This window comes from Mycobacterium sherrisii (genome assembly GCF_002102355.1).
GTDB lineage: Bacteria > Actinomycetota > Actinomycetes > Mycobacteriales > Mycobacteriaceae > Mycobacterium > Mycobacterium sherrisii.
In genome coordinates this window covers 1-18,218 of record NZ_LQPT01000090.1, presented here as the reverse complement: position 1 = coordinate 18,218, position 18,218 = coordinate 1, and the positions used below count along the sequence as shown (strand labels likewise).

Here is an 18,218-nt window from a genome sequence, read left to right as displayed (position 1 = left end):
GGTTACCCGGACAGGTTGAAGTTGCCGGACTGGCCGTAGACGGACAGCGAAATCATCAAGCACACAAACGCGGTGACGATCATCGACGACCGGACGGAACGGCCGACGGCCTCGCCCACACCGGCCGGCCCACCCGTCGCGGTGAAACCGTAATAGGTGTGCACCACCATCACCCCGGTCGCCATCGTCAGTGCGGACAAGAACGACCACAGTAAGTCGTTGGGACGCAGGAACGTTGAGAAGTAGTGCTCGTACACGCCGCGGGACTGCCCGTAGGCGTAAATGGTGAGGAACTTGGCCGCGATGAACGACATCAGAACCGCGACGGCGTAGAGCGGGATGACGACCAGGATGCCGGCGATGATTCGGGTGGACGCCAGATAGGTGATCGACCGGATGCCCATCACTTCCAGCGCGTCGATCTCCTCGTTGATCCGCATCGCGCCCAGCTGCGCCGTCGCCCCGGCACCGATCGTTGCCGCCAGCGCCAACCCCGCGGTGCAGGGAGCGATCATCCGGACGTTCAAAAAGGCCGACAGGAAGCCGGTCAGGGCCTCCACCCCGATGTTGGACAGCGTGTCGTACCCCTGCACCGCGACGAGCGCCCCGGTGGTCAACGTCAGAAATCCGATGATGCCGACGGTGCCGCCGATCACCGCGAGCGCGCCGGTGCCCATGCCCATTTCGGCGATCAACCGCAACAATTCGTTCGGGTAACGCCGGACCGCATCCACGGTGGCGGCCAACGACTTTCCGTAGAACTCGGTCTGCTCACCCAATTTGCGGGTGGCCGCCACCAGCCTCGGGCCCACCGTGTCCAACCATGATGGACCGCGTGCGAGATCGGTCATTTGGCAGTCACTTTCACTCCGAGCGCGGTGGTCACGATGTTGATGAAGAATAGAGCCATGAATGAGAACACGACGGTCTCGTTCACCGCGTTGCCGACGCCGGTGGGGCCGCCGCCCACCGACAAACCCTTGTAACAAGCGATTAAGCCGGCGGAGAGGCCGAACAGTGTCGCCTTAATCAGCGAGATCACAACCTGCGGGAGGCCGGTGACCAGGGTCATGCCGGCAATGAAGGCACCGGGCGTGACGTGCTGCACGAAGACCACGAAGACGTAGCTTCCGGTCAGCCCCGTGACCGCAACCACCGAGTACAACAGCACCGCGACGAAGGTGGCGGCAATGATGCGTGGAACCACCAGTGCCTGAACGGGGTTGACGCCGATCACCTTCATCGCGTCGATTTCCTCGCGGATGGTCCGCGCGCCCAGATCGGCGCACATCGCGGTCGACCCGGCACCCGAGACGACCATCGCGGTGACTACCGGCCCGACCTGGGTCACCGATGCCAGCCCGGCGCCGGCACCGGACAGGTCCCCGGCGCCGATCTCGACCAGCAAGATGTTGAGCACGAAGACGATCAGCACCGTGTACGGGATCGACAGCATGATCGTCGGGAAGATCGACACCCGCGCGACAAACCAGATCTGCTCGAGGATTTCGCGCCACGCCCACGGCCGGCGCAGGGTGGTCACCAATGCGTCGGCGCTGAGCATGAAGAATTCCCCCAGCACATTCATCGGCCGGGCGACAGCGGACCCGTTCATAGGACCTGCCCGGACAAGCGGCAGCCCATAAGGCGCATGCGGTCCCCCAATTTGGATCTTTAACGCGTAGCTAACTCAACCGGCCTGACAAGGTCAGCGTTGTTTACAGGTGGACCGCACCGTCTGGTGATCTGCATAGAACATCGCCGCAATTTACGGGCAAACCGATGCCCGGCGTCAGGGTTGCAATCAATCAGATGGAAACGCGCCGGGGGGTGGTCGCGGACACGGTCGACGTCAGCGCCGACCATGGCTTCCCGAACGTCTTCGACCTGCGAGGGAGTGAACGTCGGCCGCGGCGCGGTGCGTTATGGGGACACCACGGCGGGGCTCTTTACGGTTTTCGAAGGTGGCGCACGCAGCCGCCTGAGCCGGCTGCGAGCTAACGTCCCGGGCGTCGCATTGGGCACAATCGTCGCAGCCCAAAGGTCGTCGTTTCGACGGCGATTCCGCAATTCGATAAAGCGCATCCGGCGTCCGCCAAGTGCGCCGCGACTACGAAATCCGCCTGGCGGCGAATTTCTCTGTCCCGTGACCCCAGCGCCCACGTCACCGTCCCGTCCGGCCATTCGGCGACGATTGCCGTCGAACCTCACAGTTCGCAGCAGACGGGGCCGGAACAAGCGTTGCGCTCAAGGTGACCCGAAGCCGTTCGGCCCGTGCCTGTTTCGAACGTCAGCCGACGTTGGTCCCGCCCTCGGCGATCCGGCGCACCGCCCGAAGGAACACGTCGATCTCCTCGAACGTGTTGTAGAAGGCGAACGACGGACGGACGGTGGCCTCCAGGCCGTAGCGGCGCAAAATCGGTTGGGCGCAATGATGTCCGGCCCGAACCGCGATGCCTTCGGAGTTGAGCGCCTTGCCCACCTCGAGCGGCTCGTGGCCGGCCAGCACGAACGACAGCACGCTGGCCTTCTGCGCCGCGGTGCCGACCAGGCGGACGCCGGGGATGTCGGCCAGCCGCGGCGTCGCGTACTCCAGCAGCGCGTGCTCGTAGGCCGCGATGCGCTCGATACCCACCCGCTCGACGTAGCGCAGCGCCTCGCCCAGCCCGACGGCGTCGGCGATGTTGCCGGTGCCGGCCTCGAACTTGTTGGGCAGCCCCTGATACAGCGAGCGTTCCAGGGTGACGTCGGCGATCATGTTGCCACCGCCCTGCCACGGCGGTGTCTCGGCGAGCGCGTCCTCCCGCCCGTACAGCACGCCAATCCCGGTGGGGCCGTAGATCTTGTGTCCGGAGAACACGAAGAAGTCGACACCAAGTTCGCCCACGTCGATGGGCAGATGCGGAATCGATTGCGCGCCGTCGATCAACACCCGGGCACCGTAGCGGTGGCCGAGTTCGACGATCTTGTCCACCGGCGTCACGGTGCCCAGCGCATTCGACACCTGAGTCGCTGCCACCAGCTTCGTCTTCGGACCCAACAGATCCTCGAACTCCGAGAGCAGCAGGTTCCCGGCCTCGTCGACCGGCGCGACCTTCAGGATTGCCCCTGTCTTTTGCGAAAGAAGTTGCCACGGAACGATATTGGCGTGGTGTTCGAGATGGGTGATGACGATCTCGTCACCCGGCCCCAGATGCTTACCGCCCCACGCATAGGCCACCAGATTGATCGCTTCGGTGGTTCCGCGCACGAAAATGTTCTGCTCGGCCTTCGGTGCACCAATGAACCGCCGCACGGTCTCGCGCGCCTCTTCGTAGGCATCGGTCGACCGCGCCGCCAATTCGTGTGCCGCCCGGTGGATGTTGGAGTTCTCGTGGGCGTAAAAGTAGGACAACCGGTCGATGACCACCTGCGGCTTCTGCGTGGTCGCGGCGTTGTCGAACCAAATCAGCGGCTTGCCGTTGATGGTCTCCGTCAGGATCGGAAAGTCCGCCCGCACCGCGTTGACGTCGAAGACCTCGTGCTCGCCGCCCGACCGCGGCACCGGGCCCGCATTCGGCCACTCGCTTGCCGAGGCCGCCGTCGAAGCCGGCGGCAGGAAGTGGTAGTCGTATTCGTCCAAGGCAGCGGGCGCGGCCAGTGCGGCCGGTGCGGCGGGCACCGCGTCCGACCAACCCAAATCACCGACCGGCGGGGCGTCGGCCGGCCAGTCGGTCCCGGAGTAGGGCGACGACCCGCGCGGCGCGCCCGAACCGCCAGGCGCGGCCAGGGTCGTCGGCCCGGCCAGCACGCCCGGCTGCGTGGAGACGATGCCTTCGCTCGGCACCGCGAACGTGCTGAGGTCGGCAACACCCGGCGGCAGGTAGGGATCCGCCGCGCCGGCGGTAGTCCAGGCGGCCGAGGGCGCGGGCGTCGTGTCCGGCACGCTGCCGCGCGGGGCGACCGGCACCGTCTGCGGCGGCACATCGGGCGCGGGGGATGCCGGTGCCGGGACGTAGATGTCGGCGAAGCCGAGGGGCGGCACCGTCGCCGGGAAGGGGTCGGCCGCCCCGGCCGCCGTCCGTCCCGCCGAGGCCGCCGCCGTGGTGTCCGGCACGCTGCCGCGCGGGGCAACCGGCGCGGTCTGCGGCGGGCTGTCCGGACCGGGCCGGATGCTCGCCGCGTACAGCTGGGTTGCCAACGCAGCGAGTTCGGCGGCGCTGACGGGCAGGTCGCTTTCGGCGTCTACCGACCGGTACTCACTTGTACTCATGGAACTGGTCCACAGCCACGTCGTCGAGGACCGCGAGCGCATCGTCCGTGAGGACAGCCAGGGACGTGTACAAGGTGACCAAATAGCGGGCGACCGCCGACTGGTTGATGCCGGTGAATCGCACCGACAGGCCCGGCGCCTGCTCGCCGACCAGCCCCGGCTGGAACAGGCCGACGACGCCCTGGCGCTCCTCGCCGGTGCGCACCAGGATGAACTTGGTCTTGCCGTCCTCGACGGGCACCTTGTCCGACGGAATGATCGGAATGCCGCGCCAGGTGATGAATTGCGCGCCGAACAGGCTGACCACGACCGGCGGCACCCCACGGTAGGTGCACTCGCGGCCGAAGGCGGCGACGCCCTGTGGGTGGGTCAAAAAGAAGCTCGGCGTCTTCCACACCCGGGTGATCAAGGCGTCCAGGTCGTCCGGGGTGGGTGCACCACCGAGCGTCTGGATCGTCTGCTCGGGAAGGGCCTGCGCCAGCAACCCGTACTCGGGGCTGTTGATCAGCTCGAACTCCTGGCGTTCCTTGATGGTCTCGATGGTCAGCCGCAGCTGCTGGGCGATCTGGTCGTGCGGGCTGGAGTACAGGTCGGAGACGCGGGTACTGACGTCGAGCAGCGTCGAGATGGTGCGCAGCGTGTACTCGCGCGGGCTGGTCTCGTAGTCGACGAAGGTCTCCGCTAGCGGAGCGTCCAGGGCGGCGCCCTCCTGGGCCGTCACGGCGACCTGTTCGGGGTTGACGACGCGGTTTACCCGGTAGATACCGGCCTCGACCGGCACCCAGCTCAGCAGATGCAGCAACCATCGGGGGGTGATCGTCGAGAGCTGCGGAACCGTCTTGGTGGCGTTCGCAAGCTGGCGGGCACCGAGATCCCCGAGTGCCTGAGACTCGTTTTGAGCCCCCGAGCTGGCTGCCGTCATCGTGATCCTTCCGTCGTCGAATAGCTGGGCTGGATGGAGAGCCGAAATAGTAAGAGCTTGCTCCTGGAGGGCTGCGCCGCCTCAGTAGCAAGCGTAAAACTCAGCGAGATTTTATCTGTTGGTGGCTAACGTTGTCAGTCGAAGAAGTCCACCGAGAATCTTGCCCTATAGTGGTCGCATGCACCACGCCGCACAGCTGCGCCTGATCCCTTCGCGCTGCCTTGCCGTGGACTGTTGTCGCTGTTGTTGATTCCTGACGGCCAAATTCTGACGTTCTAATCGTCGCGCTTTTTTCTCGCCAGCGGGCCACGCCCGCGCGTGTCGAGGCGCGCCCAGCCGAAATCTCGCAGGAAGAACAACCCTTTCATGACTGTTGTGTCGCTATCGCCGAGTGCCCTCGCACCGGTGACCACCCGCCCGCGTCTCGTCGCGCTGCCCACCAACGAGCTGCCTCAAATGACGCGCTACCGCGGCGGCACCTACTCGCACACCGTCGAGGAGATCGCGTTCACCGACGGCAGCACCGCGCGCACCGACCTGATTCGGCTGCATCCCACGCTGTGCGCCTACTCGCTGAATTTCAGCGGCATCGCACCGCATTTGCCGTCGCGGTATCGGCTGGGCAGCTGGTCCGCGCTCGAGCATCTGCGCAATCGCGACTATGAAGCCGAAGTGGATTGGATTCTGCGCCATTCGTATCCGCTGAACAGCACCGCCGAATTGAGTCGGCGACTGCGTCGGGCCGGCTACCCGTTAGGAACCGGCAATATCGAGGAACACGAAGCCATTGCGGCCACCCAGGCGGCGATTTGGTATTTGACCAACGGCCTGGCCCTGGATACCCAGCCGTTGCACGTGCCGGTCGCCGTGCAGCGGGCACGAGGTCCGGTTATCACCTTCGAATTCGACGGCCGGCCACAGCTGGGCGGCTACTCGGTATGGACCGAGGCCGACAGCGCCGTCACCATGTGGCTACAAAAATCCGCGAATGGTGTTGACTGGCAAGATGTTTCCGGATCGCGACTGACGACCGGCCCGACCATGGGACGCTACCAACGCGCGCTGGGAATCGGCAGTACGTTGTCGAGCAGCAGCCACGGCCACCGCGGCCGCGGCTACCGGTATTACCGCCTCGTCGCCGAAACGGAAGCCGGCGTGACGCCACAGATCGGCCATGTGGACTTCTGGCTGACCGGTACGCGCCACTACCGCAACGCCGACCGCATCGTGCACCTGTACAACTACTTGCTCTCCGGGGCACTGCGGTGCGGCCCGGACACCGATCCGAAAACCGACGATGTCACGCTCGTCGACACCCAGGCCGTCGTCACCCCCGAGCTGATCGGTCCGTTTCAGGTGCGAACCCCGTTGTCGCTCAACGTAGCCGACGGTCATGCCCTGGTCGACGCCGACGGTTTCCACCTCGACGGGACCATCGGCCCAGGCACCGACTTCTACCTCCGCCCGGCGCCGGGCTCCGCGGCAGCGACGGTGACCGCGACGACGTCGCGCCGCCTGGCCGGTCGGGTGCTGGCCGGCGTGGCGCCCGACGCGCCGGAACAGTTCACTCCGGTCGCGCTAGCGGTGCCCGCTGACGTTGCAATCCAGTTCGACATTCGCTGGAATGGCGACTGTGACCATCGCTGAGAACATCACGCAACTGATCGGAAACACCCCGCTGGTCCGGTTGAACCGGGTCACCGACGGAGCCGGAGCCGACGTCGTCGCCAAGCTGGAGTCCTTCAACCCCGCCGCGAGCGTGAAAGACCGGCTCGGCGTGGCGTTGATCGACGCGGCAGAGGAGGCGGGCCTGATCAGGCCGGACACCGTAATCCTCGAGCCGACCAGCGGTAACACCGGGATCGCGCTGGCGATGGTCGCGGCCGCCCGGGGTTATCGGATCGTGCTGACCATGCCGGAGACGATGAGCATCGAGCGGCGCAAGCTGCTGCGGGCGCTGGGCGCCGAGCTGGTGCTGACCCCCGGACCCGAGGGCATGCCCGGCGCCATCGCCAAGGCCGAGGAACTGGCCAAGTCGGATCAGCGCTATTTCATTCCTCAGCAATTCGAAAACCCGGCCAACCCGGCGATCCACCGTAAGACCACGGCCGAAGAGGTGTGGCGCGACACCGACGGGAAGATCGACATCTTCGTTTCGGGCGTCGGCACCGGCGGAACCATCACCGGCGTCGCCCAGGTCATCAAGGAACGCAAGCCCTCGGTCCAATTCGTGGCAGTCGAGCCGGCCGCGTCGCCGGTGTTGTCGGGCGGTCAGAAGGGTCCGCACCCGATTCAGGGACTCGGGGCCGGTTTCATTCCGCCGGTGCTCGATCTGGATCTGGTCGACGAGGTCATCGCCGTCGGCAACGAGGACTCGATCACCTTGGCGCGCCGGTTGGCCCGCGAAGAAGGCCTGCTGGTCGGCATCTCCTCGGGGGCGGCCGTGGTGGCCGCCCTGCAGGTGGCACGCCGACCGGAGAACGCCGGCAAGCTCATCGTGGTGGTGCTGCCCGACTTCGGCGAACGGTATTTGAGCACACCACTTTTCGGCAACGTGACGGAGTAACGATGCTGGCAGCGATCCGGCGGGACATTCGGGCGGCAATGGATCGCGATCCGGCCCGGCCATCGGCGCTGCAGGTCATCTTCGCCTACCCGGGTGTGCATGCCATCTGGGGCCACCGAATCAGTCGTTGGCTGTGGCACCGCGGCTTTCGCGTCCTGGCCCGGGTGGTCGCCGAATTCAACCGCATCAGCACCGGGGTGGAGATACACCCCGGTGCGGTGCTGGGCAACGGCCTGTTCATCGATCACGCCACCGGCGTGGTGATCGGCGAGACCGCCGAAATCGGGGACGACGTCACGATTTACCACGGTGTGACGCTCGGTGGCATCAGCACGGATCCGGGCAAACGGCATCCCACCATCGGCGATCGCGTCATCATCGGGGCCGGGGCCAAGGTGCTCGGGCCGATCAAGATCGGTGACGACAGCCGTGTCGGCGCCAATGCCGTTGTGGTCAAAGAAGTTCCGTCGAGCAGCGTGGTTGTGGGGGTGCCCGGTCAGATCGTCAGCCGCACCGGACCGGCCGGCGAGGACGATTCACTGCCCGACTTGGTGGGCGTCAGCCTGCAGTCCCTACTCACCCGGGTGGCGCGACTGGAGGCACAAAGCGACAGCCCGCAAAACGGTAGGGTGATCCGACTGCCCAAGGCCGGAGTGTGGCACGGCGAGGACTTCTCCATCTGACGTTGGCTACGTCGCTGCGCCTAGGGAAAAGCTTTGGCAATCAAGGTGTTTGACGTCTTGGGCGAGTGGTCGTGACCGGCGCGCCGAAACCCTTCGAAATCCATGAGTCGGGTGCGCTGTTGCACGGCACCAAAGCCGATTTGGCGATCGGTGCTCTGCTGGTGCCCGGGCGCCGATCCAATTACGCCGCGGGCCGGATCGCGAACCACGTGTACGTGACGCGGACGTTGGACGCGGCGGTGTGGGGCGCCGAGCTGGCCAGCGGATCGGGCCGGGGCCGCATCTACATCGTGGTACCCGAGGGCGCGCTGGAGGACGACCCGAACGTCACCGACAAGAAATTCCCCGGCAATCCCACGCGGTCCTACCGCACCCGGGAGCCGGTGCGCGTCGTCGGCGAAATCACCGACTGGGTCGGGCATCCGGTCGAACAGGTCGACGCCATGCGCGCGCGCCTGGCCGACCTGCAACGGCGGGGACTCGCCGTCATCGACGACTGACGGACACGCCAATCACTCGGGCTGGCGGCCGAATTCGCTGATCGCGGCGAGCCGGTGCGGCACGCGCTCCAGCTCGACCGAGGCCGAAAGTGGTGGGTCAAGCGGCGTCGCAAGAGCGCCGGCAGCGGCAGGTAGTCGGCGCGGGGCACTTCCCGCGGGTATCCGGCGCGGATGGCGGCGTCGAAGGTGTTCACCAAGCCGCCGTGATCGGCGAGCACGTCCGTTGCCGTCACTGGCGACCGTGCTGCGCCGATGCCTGCTCCCCCGGGTGGACTCGAACCACCAACCCTTCGGTTAACAGCCGAATGCTCTGCCAATTGAGCTACAGGGGACCAACCCGTCCACGCGAACTCTGGCGTGGATCGCTGGACGACTCTAGCGTACTGGCATACCCGCACCCAACTTCAGGGCCGGGCCGGACCCGTCGGGGGCGCACAACCGACCGCGTGAGGCAGGATGGACCCATCCGCGCCGTCGTGGGGAGGGACACTTTGATCCGATATGTCGTCGTGCTCGGGCTGGGATACGTACTGGGCTCGAAAGCTGGACGCCGCCGCTACGAGCAGCTCGCTGCCGCGTATCGGGCGCTGACCAGCAGCCCCGTGGCCCAGGCGTTGATCGAAGGTGGGCGGCGCAAGATCGCGAATAGGATCTCCCCGGACGCCGGGTTCGTCACGCTGACCGAGATCGACGACGAGACCGCGGTGATGCGTCGCGAGGTCGAGCGGGCGCCCGACGAAGCGCTTACGCCGTCAGATCGTCGCCGCTAGCCTGCTCGAGCAGGCTGCGCCGGTAGGCCTCCATGGCGACCAGGTCGCCGAACAGCGCGTGATATTCGTCGCCCTGCTCGATGGGTGACATGCGCTGCAGCTTGGACTTGACCTCCGCGATCTGTCGACCCATCCAGACCTCTTGCAGCCGGGCCAGCACCCCGCCGATGTAGCGGGGCAGTTTGTCGTCCTCGACGGCCACGGCCTCCACCCCGAGCTCGTTGATCAGCCCGGCGGTCAGCTCCGAGGCGGTGTGCCGCCGCACCGCGTCGATCCACTGCGCGCCGGTGCTGCCGGTCTTGGCACCGGTCCCGGTGCCGCCGGCCGCCTCGATGGCGGCGCGCACCGCCGCGTACCCCGGGTGGGTGAAGCTTTCGACGGTCAGCGTGTCGAAGACCGGGCCGGCCAACGCCGGGTACTGCAGGGCCGACTTGAGCGCCTCCCGCTGCGGCCACAGCGTCGGGTCGCGCGGATCGGGACGGCCGGCCCGTTCCGCCTGCGCGCTGTCACCGGGCGCCGGGGCGCCGCGCCGCCGCTGGGCCGACGCGGCAGTGCCTCTTGCCGCCGGCTCCTTGGATTTCCGGGCCTCGCTCCGCACCCGGTCGATGACCTGCGCGACGTCGTCCCAGCCGACCCAACCGGCGAGCTGCCGCGCGTACTCGTCGCGCAGGGTGGGGTCCTTGATCTGGGAGACCATCGGCACGCAGCGGCGCAGCGCGGTCACCCGGCCCTCGGCGCTGTCCAGATCGACCTCGGCAAGTGCGGTGCGAATGGCGAACTCGAACAACGGGGTTCGCCGCGCCACCAGATCGCGCAGGGCGCCGTCGCCGGCCTTCAGCCGCAGCTCGCAGGGATCCATCCCATCCGGGGCGACCGCGACGAACGATTGCCCAGCCAGATTCTGCTCGCCGCCGAAGGCCTTCAGCGCGGCCGCGCGGCCCGCGGCGTCGCCGTCGAAAACGTAGATCAGTTCACCGCGGAAGAAGCTGTCGTCCATCATCAGCCGCCGCAGCATCGCCAGGTGCTCGTCGCCGAACGCGGTGCCGCACGACGCGACCGCCGTCGTGACCCCGGCCAGGTGCATGGCCATCACGTCGGTGTAGCCCTCGACCACGACCGCCTGGTGTCCCCGGGCAATGTCGCGCTTGGCCAGGTCGATGCCGAACATCACCGACGACTTCTTGTAGAGCAGCGTCTCCGGTGTGTTGACGTACTTGGCTTCCATCGGGTCGTCGTCGAACAGCCGACGCGCCCCGAATCCGATCACCTCGCCGGCCGAGGAACGGATGGGCCAGAGCAGCCGGCGGTGAAAGCGGTCCATCGGTCCGCGCCGCCCCTCCCGGGATAGGCCGGCGGCTTCCAGCTCTTTGAACTCAAAGCCTTTGCGCAGCAGGTGTTTTGTCAGCGTCTCCCAGCCCGACGGTGCGAATCCGCAGCCGAACTGGCGTGCGGCGTCCGCGTCGAAGTTTCGCTCCACCAGATACTGTCGGGCCGGTGCCGCCTCGTCGGATTCCAGCGCCGCCGCGTAGAACTCCGCGGCGGCCGCGTTGGCGGCGATCAGCCGGCTGCGGCTGCCACGGTCGCGCTGCACGTTGGTGGCCGCGGCCCCGGTGTAGGTGATCGTGTGCCCGATCCGGTCGGCGAGCAGTTCCACCGCTTCCACGAAGCTGACGTGTTCGATCTTCTGGATGAACGCGTACACGTCGCCGCCTTCACCGCAGCCGAAGCAGTGGAAGTGCCCGTGGTTGGGGCGGACGTGAAACGACGGCGACTTCTCGTTGTGGAAGGGGCACAAGCCCTTCAGCGAGTCCGCGCCCGCCCGGCGCAGCTGGACGTAATCGCCCACCACGTCTTCGATGCGAGCGCGTTCACGGATGGCGGCGATGTCGCGATCGGAGATCCGGCCAGCCATCGGCACAGTCTAGGACGCCCGCGGGTGCGCTTTCACCAAACCGGTGATCGCCGGCTCAGCTGGCCGGTCCGATCACGCCGCAGGCGACGCGCTCCATCGCCATGTCGGTGTCCTCGGCGCCGTGGATCATGATCGCCGTCTTGCTGCCGCCCAGCAGGTCGTCCCTGGTAAACGCGTCGGTGGTGGTCACCAGGTACGCCGAGCCGTCCTGGCGCACCTGCAGGGTGGAAAGATCGCCGCTTTCGGGCTTTCCGGTATGCCCGGGCGCCTGGTAGTGGTCACCGGCCGAGAGGAAGTTCCCGGGCGGACCGCCGCTGGGCGCAACCGAATTCGGCTCGCACTTGCCGATGCCGTGCACGTGCAGGCCATGGATGCCGGGCGCCAGGATGCCGGGAGCGTCCGTCTTCACCGTGACGGTGGCGTAACCGTTGGCGAAGTCGAAAGTGGCGGTGGCCACCTGCCGACCGTCGGGTGCCTTGATCGCGGCGGAAAGGGCTTGACCGCCGGGGGCCGGGCTGGCCGACGGCGACGACGCCGGCGAGCCGCTCACCACGGCAGGGGTGGTGCCGGGCTGGGTGCTGGCATGCTGCGGTGAACTGCAGGCGCTCACGGCGACGATCGGAACCGACAAGAACAGGGCGGCAACCGCGGTGTTTCTGCTCATGCCCCGCAGCCTAGCGTGCGCCGTCCGGTCCGAAATCGGCCTCACGGCCCACCCGATTGGGCGTCGATGCGCTCCAGCCGACCTTCGGTGAATGAAGCGATCTGGTCGACGACGACCCGCAGCCGCGCGCGGTCGTCGGCGGCAACGGTGAATGCCGCGGCGAAGACGGGGTCCAACGTTCCCGGCGCACCGGCATACAGCCACCGCGCCACCCGATGAATGCGGTCGCGCTGCCGGGCCTGGGTTTCCAGATGCCGCGGGTCGGACATGATGAACTGCAGCGCCAGGATCTTCAGCAGCGCCACCTCGGCGCGCACCAGGTCGGGCACCTGCAGATCGGCCTGGAAACGCACCAGCGGCCCGGGGCCGGCCGTCGCGCGCGTGGTCGCGATCGCCGCCGAGGCGAACCTGCCCACCAGCTCGCTGGTCAATCGTTTCAGCGCGACCGCCGCGGCCAGCGTGGCGTCGTACTTCCCGACGGCGGCGACCACCGGCAGCCCGGACAGCCGCCGGGCGGCAGCCATGAAATCGTCCGCACTCACCCGGGAGAACTCGGTTTCGCCCAGCTTGGCCAGCGCGGCCGCCTCGTCGTCGTCGGCAAGCACCCGCAGATCGATGCGGCCCGACACCACGCCGTCCTCGACGTCGTGCACCGAGTAGGCGATGTCGTCCGCCCAGTCCATCACCTGCGCTTCCAAGCACATTCGTTGCCCGGGCGCCCCGGCGCGCATCCAGTCGGCCGCCGCACGGTCCTCCGCGTAGAACCCGAACTTTCGTCGTCTCTGGCCGCGCTCGTCGCCGCGCGTCCACGGGTACTTGGTGACCGCGTCCAGCGAGGCGCGGGTCAAATTCAGGCCCGCGCTATTGCCTTGCTCGTCAAGAACTTTGGGTTCCAGGCTGGTGAGGATGCGGAAGTTCTGGGCATTTCCCTCGAAGCCCCCGTAGCGGTCGGAGACCTCGTTGAGTGCACGCTCGCCGTTGTGGCCGTAGGGCGGATGACCGATGTCATGGGCCAGCCCGGCCAGCTCGACCAGATCGAGATCGCAGCCCAGTCCGATCGCCATGCCGCGCCCGATTTGCGCGACTTCCAGCGAGTGGGTGAGCCGGGTGCGCGGCGTGTCGCCCTCGCGCGGCCCGACGACCTGGGTCTTGTCCGCCAACCGGCGCAGCGCGGCGCTGTGCAGGACGCGGGCCCGATCGCGGGCGAAATCGGTGCGGTGCTGCTGTCCTTCCGTGCCCGGTAGACCCGCGGTCTTCGGCGCTTCGGCTACCCGTCGCTGACGGTCGAAGTCGTCGTATGGGTCGTGCGGGTTCGTGCTCACCGTGTTCGTCACCGCAGCACAGTCTGCCAGGGAATGTGCGGATCCGGCCGTCGCTGCCGCGGGACCGGCGCACCGGGGCGCGCGCGCCGCCACCCCGCTTTGCCGCGGAGCTAGATTGACCTATGCGTACTGCCCGACTTTTCGGCGTGGCCCTGACCGTGCTCCTCACCGGGGGGCTGCTGGCGCCCTCGGCCGGCGCGCAGCCGCCGTTCCGGCTGCCCGGGTATGTCACCGACGACGCCGGCGCGCTGTCGGTCTCCGGACGTGCCGCGGTGAACTCCGCGATCGACCGGCTCTACAACGACCGCCACATCCGCCTGTGGGTGGTCTACGTCGAGGACTTCTCCGGCCAGAACGCGGTCAGCTGGGCGCAGCGCACCATCCACGAAAGCGATTTGGGCACCTATGACGCGCTGCTGGCGGTCGCCACCACCGGGCGCGCGTATGCCTTTCTGGTGCCCTCCGGGGTCAAAAGCGTTACCAGCAACCAGGTTGACGACCTGCGCCAGAACCGGATCGAACCCGCGCTGCGCGACGGGAACTTCAGCGGCGCCGCGGTCGCCGCGGCGGACGGGCTCAACGCGACACCGAAGTCGTCGAGCCCAGTGTGGCTACTGGTCGCCCTCGCCGTGATCGTCGTCGCCCTGGTGGCGCTGCTCTTGGTGATGCGCTACCGCAGCCGGCGACGCCGGGCCGCCCAACTGGCGGCCGCGCGGCGCGTGGACCCCACCGACCCGACCGCGCTGGCCGCGGTGCCGCTGGACATCCTAGACGAGCTGTCCCGCGCCATGGTGGTCGACGTCGACAACGCGGTTCGCACCAGCGCCAACGAGTTGGCGCTGGCGGTCGACGAGTTCGGCGCAGAGCGGACCCAGCCGTTCACCCGGGCCGTCGACAACGCGAAAATCGCACTGTCCCAAGCATTTACCGTGCGTCAACAGCTCGATGACGCCATTCCCGAGGTGCCGGCGCAGCGCCGCCAGCTGCTGACCCAGGTGATCGTGTCGGCGGCCAGCGCCGACCGTGAATTGGATGCCCAGACCGCGGCGTTCGAAGGGCTGCGGGATCTGGTGGTCAACGCCGAAACCCGGGTCGACGCCCTGACCCAGCAACTCGTCGAGCTCACCGCCCGGATCGAGCCGGCCGCGCAGCGACTCGCCCAGCTGAACACCGAATTCGGTGCTGCTGCACTGACTTCGGTGTCGAACAACATCAACACCGCCAAGGAGCGGCTGGCCTTCGCCGACCGCACCATCGGCTCAGCGCGCACCCTGGCAAGCACCCCGGTCAGCGGGCAGCAGGGTGGTTTGGTGGACGTGGTGCGTGCCACCGAGTCGGCGCTCGGGCAGGCACGCGCACTGCTGGATTCGGTGGACAACGCGGCCAACGACATCCGGCATGCCGTCGCGGCGCTGCCGTCGCTGATCGCCGACGTCAACTCCGCCATTGCGCACGCCGCCGAGCAGTTGCAAACACTGGACGCCCACGCCGCCCACCGTGACCAACTCGTCGCCGCCCGCGACGCCGCCGGCACCGCCGCCACCGACGCCGCCACCGAGGGCTCCAGCGATCCGCTGGGCACCTTCGCTCGGCTGGCCAAAGCCGCGGCCGACCTCGACCGGCTGCTGGCCACCCTGGCCCAGGAGCGGGCCGACGCCGACCGGCTGCGACGGTCGCTGGACCAGGCGTTGTTCACCGCCGAGTCGCGGGTGCGCAGCGTTTCGGACTACGTCGACACCCGGCGCGGCAGCGTCGGACCCGAGGCCCGCACGCGGCTCGCCGAGGCGCAGCGCCACCTGGAGGCGGCGCGGGCCACACAATCGACCGACCCGGCCGAGGCGATCGCGCACGCGACCGCGGCGTCCACGCTGGCGGCCGACGCGCAATCGCGGGCCAACGCCGATGTGGTCGCGGCGGAACAGGCCTACACCCGCCGCGGCAACGGCGACGCCAGCGCACTGATCGGCGGGATTATCATCGGCGACCTGCTCGGCGGCGGACTGCGCGGCGGGTTCGGCGGCTGGAGCCCGACGTCGTTCGGCGGCTCCTCGAACTCGTCCGGCGGCGGCTTGATGGGCGGCGGCGGACGCTTTTAAGGGACGGACGCGTTCAAGAGACGGCAGCAGGAGGGGCGCACCGATGCTTCGGTGCGCCCCTGCGCTCGAACTGCGCTGTCTTACCTTGCGCTAACCGGCCGCCGGAGAATGCGGTACCACGCCGGTGGGCCGCGCCACTTCGAAGCGGGGTTCGGCTTCGCCGGCCCACTCCCCCCAGCGCCCCCAGTCCTTCTTTTCGCTCACGCCGTCGGCCGCCGCCTCCGAATTCGGCCCGTCGGTCCCCGTGCCCTCGGCGGCCGAACGCTCATCGCGATCGGGCGCCCAATGGTCGTAGTCATCCGGCGGAACGGCCACGCCCCAACTGAGCGGGACCGTTAAGCGACCGAGCATGCCTGACTCACCCCGAACCGCCGACACCGAATCGTCGGGCAGGGGTGAACCAAGAGGCAAAAGCATGATGCCCCCTTCCACACCCGAAACTCTGTTCACACAGACCCCAACGGCGCGCGTATCGCCGCCGAGTGTTTTTCATAGTAAGCCAAATCTAAGGAAATTGTTGGAAATCTTCGGTTTTCGTCGCTGTTAATCTCCGGAAATTCCGGGATGCGCCGCCCGGCTCTGATCGCAGCGCCGTCCGTCGCGCGCCGTTCGCCCGGACACCCGGCGACACGGCCCGTCGAAAGAGACCACCGGCGCGGCGCAGCGCGCACGCGAAAGGCGTTGTCCGGCAACAACATTAGCCATAGGGCGGAGCGGACGTGGGTTAACGCGGCCCGGCGGGCCGCGCACACCCGCGACCGCGGGGCGACGCGCTTGCACCCGATATCTCGACCCGCACTCGTCACCCGGTCACCCGGCGGTCGGCAGGTGTGCCCCGGGTATTGCGTTTGTGAGTAATAAATTTTGTGAAAAACCGTACTAAAAAGTTTGATTAAGCGTTTAACCGATAACCATGCGTCGACAGCATGGCGAGAAAACGGAGGCCCCCATTTGTGCATTCCGGTCGCCGCCCGCAATTTGCGCGACGCGTTCACGCCCCCTTGCGCGGCACCACCTTGGGCCGGGACTGCACCACATGGGGCGGACTGGCCCCGGCGCGGCCCACCATCCCGGTCGGCTTGTCGTCCCCGGCGGCCGTTCGCGCGGGCATCGGCACCCCACTGCTGGACGAGGTCGTCGGCACCGATCCCGGCGCCGTCGGTGCCGCCAGCGTCGCACCGATGATCGGCGCCGGTGCCGATCCCTGCCACATCGGCGGCACCGATATCGCCCCGACCAGCCGAGCCCGGCCCAGGCTCGCCGAGATCGACGAACTCAATCCCCCATCGCCGGTCATCATCCGCATGGCCGGGGCCGTCTGGCTGACGTATTGGGACGCCGAACCAACGGTGGCCGCGTCGGTCGCGCCGGCCAGCGTCGCAACGGGCCCCGTGCCTTGCGCCAGCGTCATCACCGGCATCAGGGCGGTCGCCGGGTACATCCCGATCTGCGCCACCGACATCAACGACGACACCGGCGCCGACGAAACGATCGAACCCACCTGCGTTATCGCGGACTGGATCGCGCCGACCGCCGACGAGAATCCGGGACCGAAGATCTGTCCGCCCACCGACGACACCGCCCCGGCGAATTGCGACGCCAACGTAGTCAGCGGCGTCGTCAGCAGGCCCGCCAGACTCGACGGCGCCGCGCTGATCGACGGCAACGCCGACACGACCGATTGCGCCCCGGCGTGGTAGCCGAACATCGCCAGCACGTCCTGCAGCCACATTTCGATGTATTCGAACTCGGTGGCGGCAATGGCCGCCGTGTTCTGGCCCAGGAAATTCGTCGCGATCAAAGTCATCAACTGCACGCGATTGGCAGCCACCGCCGCGGGCGGGACCGTCGCCGCGAACGCCGACTCGTAGGACATCGCCGCCACCCGCGCCTGCACGGCCGAGATCGAGGCGTGCGCGGCCGCCGTGTGCAGCCACTGCAGATACGGCTCGGCCGCCTGCGCCATCGACTCCGACGACGGGCCCATCCACTGCCCATTCGTCACACCCGAGATCACCGAGTCGAACGAGGACGCCGACGCCCACATGTCGGCAGCCAAGCCGTCCCACGCCGCGGCCGCAGCCAACAGCGGCCCCGAGCCGGCGCCGCCGTACATCAGGGCCGAATTGATCTCCGGCGGGAAAAACGCAAAATCCAGAACCATCCGCTACCTCGACACGCCCAGCCGTTGCTACGGCCTCAGCACTGCACCCCGACAGTCACTCCAGCGACCGGACACCGTGTATAAGACTAAAGCCGAATAGTAGGGCAGCACTACACCAAAATGACGGCTTTGCCGTTGCGGCAAACCCCGGGTCGGCTAGCTGTTGCGGGTCATGAGGTTGTAGACGCCGACACGGGTTGAGGTGTTCGGGGGACGGGTTCTTCGGCGGCAGGATGAGAAATCGCCAAACCCCTCGTCCTGACTACCGAAGGAACCCGTCCGTGACCCACGGTAATGCCCCGTTGTCCGTTGAAGGCCGTCGTCGACTCATGGCCCGTTGCGCTGATCGTCCGATCGCTCACGTGGC

Annotated in this window: 15 protein-coding genes and 1 tRNA gene; 6 read left to right on the top strand and 10 right to left on the bottom strand. The window is 67.6% G+C overall.

Translation table 11 applies throughout. The annotated features are described in order from the left end of the window. Window positions 1-2: 2 nt before the first annotated feature. The 4 genes from AWC25_RS18275 to AWC25_RS18260 all read right to left on the bottom strand — a co-directional run bounded on the left by AWC25_RS18275 (window position 3) and on the right by AWC25_RS18260 (window position 5,174). Window positions 3-851: an ABC transporter permease gene (locus AWC25_RS18275; protein ID WP_069402559.1), complete on the bottom strand. Its 849-nt coding sequence runs from the start codon at window positions 849-851 to the stop codon at window positions 3-5. Beyond that, window positions 848-1,615, bottom strand: a complete 768-nt coding sequence (locus AWC25_RS18270) for an MlaE family ABC transporter permease (RefSeq protein ID WP_069402558.1) — start codon at window positions 1,613-1,615, stop codon at window positions 848-850. Before AWC25_RS18270 ends, AWC25_RS18275 begins: the two co-directional genes overlap by 4 nt. Before the next feature lie 675 nt (window positions 1,616-2,290). Beyond that, window positions 2,291-4,252, bottom strand: a complete 1,962-nt coding sequence (locus AWC25_RS18265) for a family 2A encapsulin nanocompartment cargo protein cysteine desulfurase (RefSeq protein ID WP_085167226.1) — start codon at window positions 4,250-4,252, stop codon at window positions 2,291-2,293. Next, window positions 4,239-5,174, bottom strand: a complete 936-nt coding sequence (locus tag AWC25_RS18260; protein ID WP_069402556.1) for a family 2A encapsulin nanocompartment shell protein — start codon at window positions 5,172-5,174, stop codon at window positions 4,239-4,241. The genes AWC25_RS18265 and AWC25_RS18260 overlap by 14 nt, the downstream gene beginning before the upstream one ends. Window positions 5,175-5,540: 366 nt before the next feature. Here AWC25_RS18260 and AWC25_RS18255 point away from each other — a divergent pair, with 366 nt between their 5' ends. The 4 genes from AWC25_RS18255 to arr all read left to right on the top strand — a co-directional run bounded on the left by AWC25_RS18255 (window position 5,541) and on the right by arr (window position 8,923). Beyond that, window positions 5,541-6,821, top strand: coding sequence for a thioester domain-containing protein (locus AWC25_RS18255; RefSeq protein WP_069402555.1), 1,281 nt, complete (start codon window positions 5,541-5,543; stop codon window positions 6,819-6,821). Next, on the top strand, window positions 6,808-7,740 hold the full coding sequence (gene cysK, locus AWC25_RS18250; protein ID WP_069402554.1) for a cysteine synthase A: 933 nt from the start codon (window positions 6,808-6,810) through the stop codon (window positions 7,738-7,740). Before AWC25_RS18255 ends, cysK begins: the two co-directional genes overlap by 14 nt. 2 nt (window positions 7,741-7,742) lie before the next feature. Further along, a complete protein-coding gene (gene cysE, locus AWC25_RS18245) occupies window positions 7,743-8,423 on the top strand; it encodes a serine O-acetyltransferase (RefSeq protein ID WP_069402553.1) in 681 nt (226 codons plus the stop codon). A gap of 71 nt (window positions 8,424-8,494) precedes the next feature. Continuing rightward, entirely contained in the window at window positions 8,495-8,923 is a 429-nt protein-coding gene (arr, locus tag AWC25_RS18240) for an NAD(+)--rifampin ADP-ribosyltransferase (protein ID WP_069402572.1), read from the top strand. Window positions 8,924-9,182: 259 nt separating this feature from the next. On the opposite strand, the gene AWC25_RS18230 is transcribed toward arr, so the two are convergent. Then, window positions 9,183-9,255, bottom strand: a tRNA-Asn gene (locus AWC25_RS18230). A gap of 159 nt (window positions 9,256-9,414) precedes the next feature. On the opposite strand from AWC25_RS18230, the gene AWC25_RS18225 reads away from it, so the two are divergent. Next, a complete protein-coding gene (locus AWC25_RS18225; protein ID WP_069402571.1) occupies window positions 9,415-9,693 on the top strand; it encodes a hypothetical protein in 279 nt (92 codons plus the stop codon). On the opposite strand, the gene dnaG is transcribed toward AWC25_RS18225, so the two are convergent. The 3 genes from dnaG to AWC25_RS18210 are packed head-to-tail and all read right to left on the bottom strand — an operon-like array spanning window position 9,668 to window position 13,591. Then, the gene (gene dnaG, locus AWC25_RS18220; RefSeq protein WP_069402552.1) at window positions 9,668-11,605 is read right to left on the bottom strand and encodes a DNA primase; all 1,938 of its coding nucleotides are present in this window, start codon (window positions 11,603-11,605) and stop codon (window positions 9,668-9,670) included. The two genes, AWC25_RS18225 and dnaG, sit on opposite strands and share 26 nt — an antisense overlap. A gap of 55 nt (window positions 11,606-11,660) precedes the next feature. Beyond that, window positions 11,661-12,269 (bottom strand): superoxide dismutase[Cu-Zn], encoded by a 609-nt coding sequence (gene sodC / locus AWC25_RS18215; RefSeq protein ID WP_084229536.1) that lies wholly within the window; start codon window positions 12,267-12,269, stop codon window positions 11,661-11,663. A gap of 41 nt (window positions 12,270-12,310) precedes the next feature. After that, window positions 12,311-13,591, bottom strand: a complete 1,281-nt coding sequence (locus AWC25_RS18210) for a deoxyguanosinetriphosphate triphosphohydrolase (RefSeq protein ID WP_069402569.1) — start codon at window positions 13,589-13,591, stop codon at window positions 12,311-12,313. Between the two features lie 122 nt (window positions 13,592-13,713). Here AWC25_RS18210 and AWC25_RS18205 point away from each other — a divergent pair, with 122 nt between their 5' ends. Next, window positions 13,714-15,687, top strand: a complete 1,974-nt coding sequence (locus AWC25_RS18205; RefSeq protein WP_085167225.1) for a TPM domain-containing protein — start codon at window positions 13,714-13,716, stop codon at window positions 15,685-15,687. 90 nt (window positions 15,688-15,777) lie between these two features. Here the strand turns inward: AWC25_RS18205 and AWC25_RS18200 are convergent, their stop codons facing one another. After that, window positions 15,778-16,104: a hypothetical protein gene (locus tag AWC25_RS18200; protein WP_372513388.1), complete on the bottom strand. Its 327-nt coding sequence runs from the start codon at window positions 16,102-16,104 to the stop codon at window positions 15,778-15,780. Window positions 16,105-16,678: 574 nt separating this feature from the next. After that, window positions 16,679-17,851 (bottom strand): PPE family protein, encoded by a 1,173-nt coding sequence (locus AWC25_RS18195; protein WP_085167224.1) that lies wholly within the window; start codon window positions 17,849-17,851, stop codon window positions 16,679-16,681. Between the last annotated feature and the right edge of the window lie 367 nt (window positions 17,852-18,218).

Excerpts from the sequence above, each read along its gene's own strand:
- AWC25_RS18200 (WP_372513388.1), bottom strand. The coding sequence starts at position 16,104 with ATGCTTTTGCCTCTTGGTTCACCCCTGCCCGACGATTCGGTGTCGGCG.
- AWC25_RS18205 (WP_085167225.1), top strand. The coding sequence starts at position 13,714 with ATGCGTACTGCCCGACTTTTCGGCGTGGCCCTGACCGTGCTCCTCACC.
- AWC25_RS18195 (WP_085167224.1), bottom strand. The coding sequence starts at position 17,851 with ATGGTTCTGGATTTTGCGTTTTTCCCGCCGGAGATCAATTCGGCCCTG.
- AWC25_RS18260 (WP_069402556.1), bottom strand. The coding sequence starts at position 5,174 with ATGACGGCAGCCAGCTCGGGGGCTCAAAACGAGTCTCAGGCACTCGGG.
- cysE (WP_069402553.1), top strand. The coding sequence starts at position 7,743 with ATGCTGGCAGCGATCCGGCGGGACATTCGGGCGGCAATGGATCGCGAT.
- AWC25_RS18275 (WP_069402559.1), bottom strand. The coding sequence starts at position 851 with ATGACCGATCTCGCACGCGGTCCATCATGGTTGGACACGGTGGGCCCG.
- AWC25_RS18270 (WP_069402558.1), bottom strand. The coding sequence starts at position 1,615 with ATGAACGGGTCCGCTGTCGCCCGGCCGATGAATGTGCTGGGGGAATTC.
- AWC25_RS18265 (WP_085167226.1), bottom strand. The coding sequence starts at position 4,252 with ATGAGTACAAGTGAGTACCGGTCGGTAGACGCCGAAAGCGACCTGCCC.
- dnaG (WP_069402552.1), bottom strand. The coding sequence starts at position 11,605 with ATGGCTGGCCGGATCTCCGATCGCGACATCGCCGCCATCCGTGAACGC.
- AWC25_RS18255 (WP_069402555.1), top strand. The coding sequence starts at position 5,541 with ATGACTGTTGTGTCGCTATCGCCGAGTGCCCTCGCACCGGTGACCACC.
- sodC (WP_084229536.1), bottom strand. The coding sequence starts at position 12,269 with ATGAGCAGAAACACCGCGGTTGCCGCCCTGTTCTTGTCGGTTCCGATC.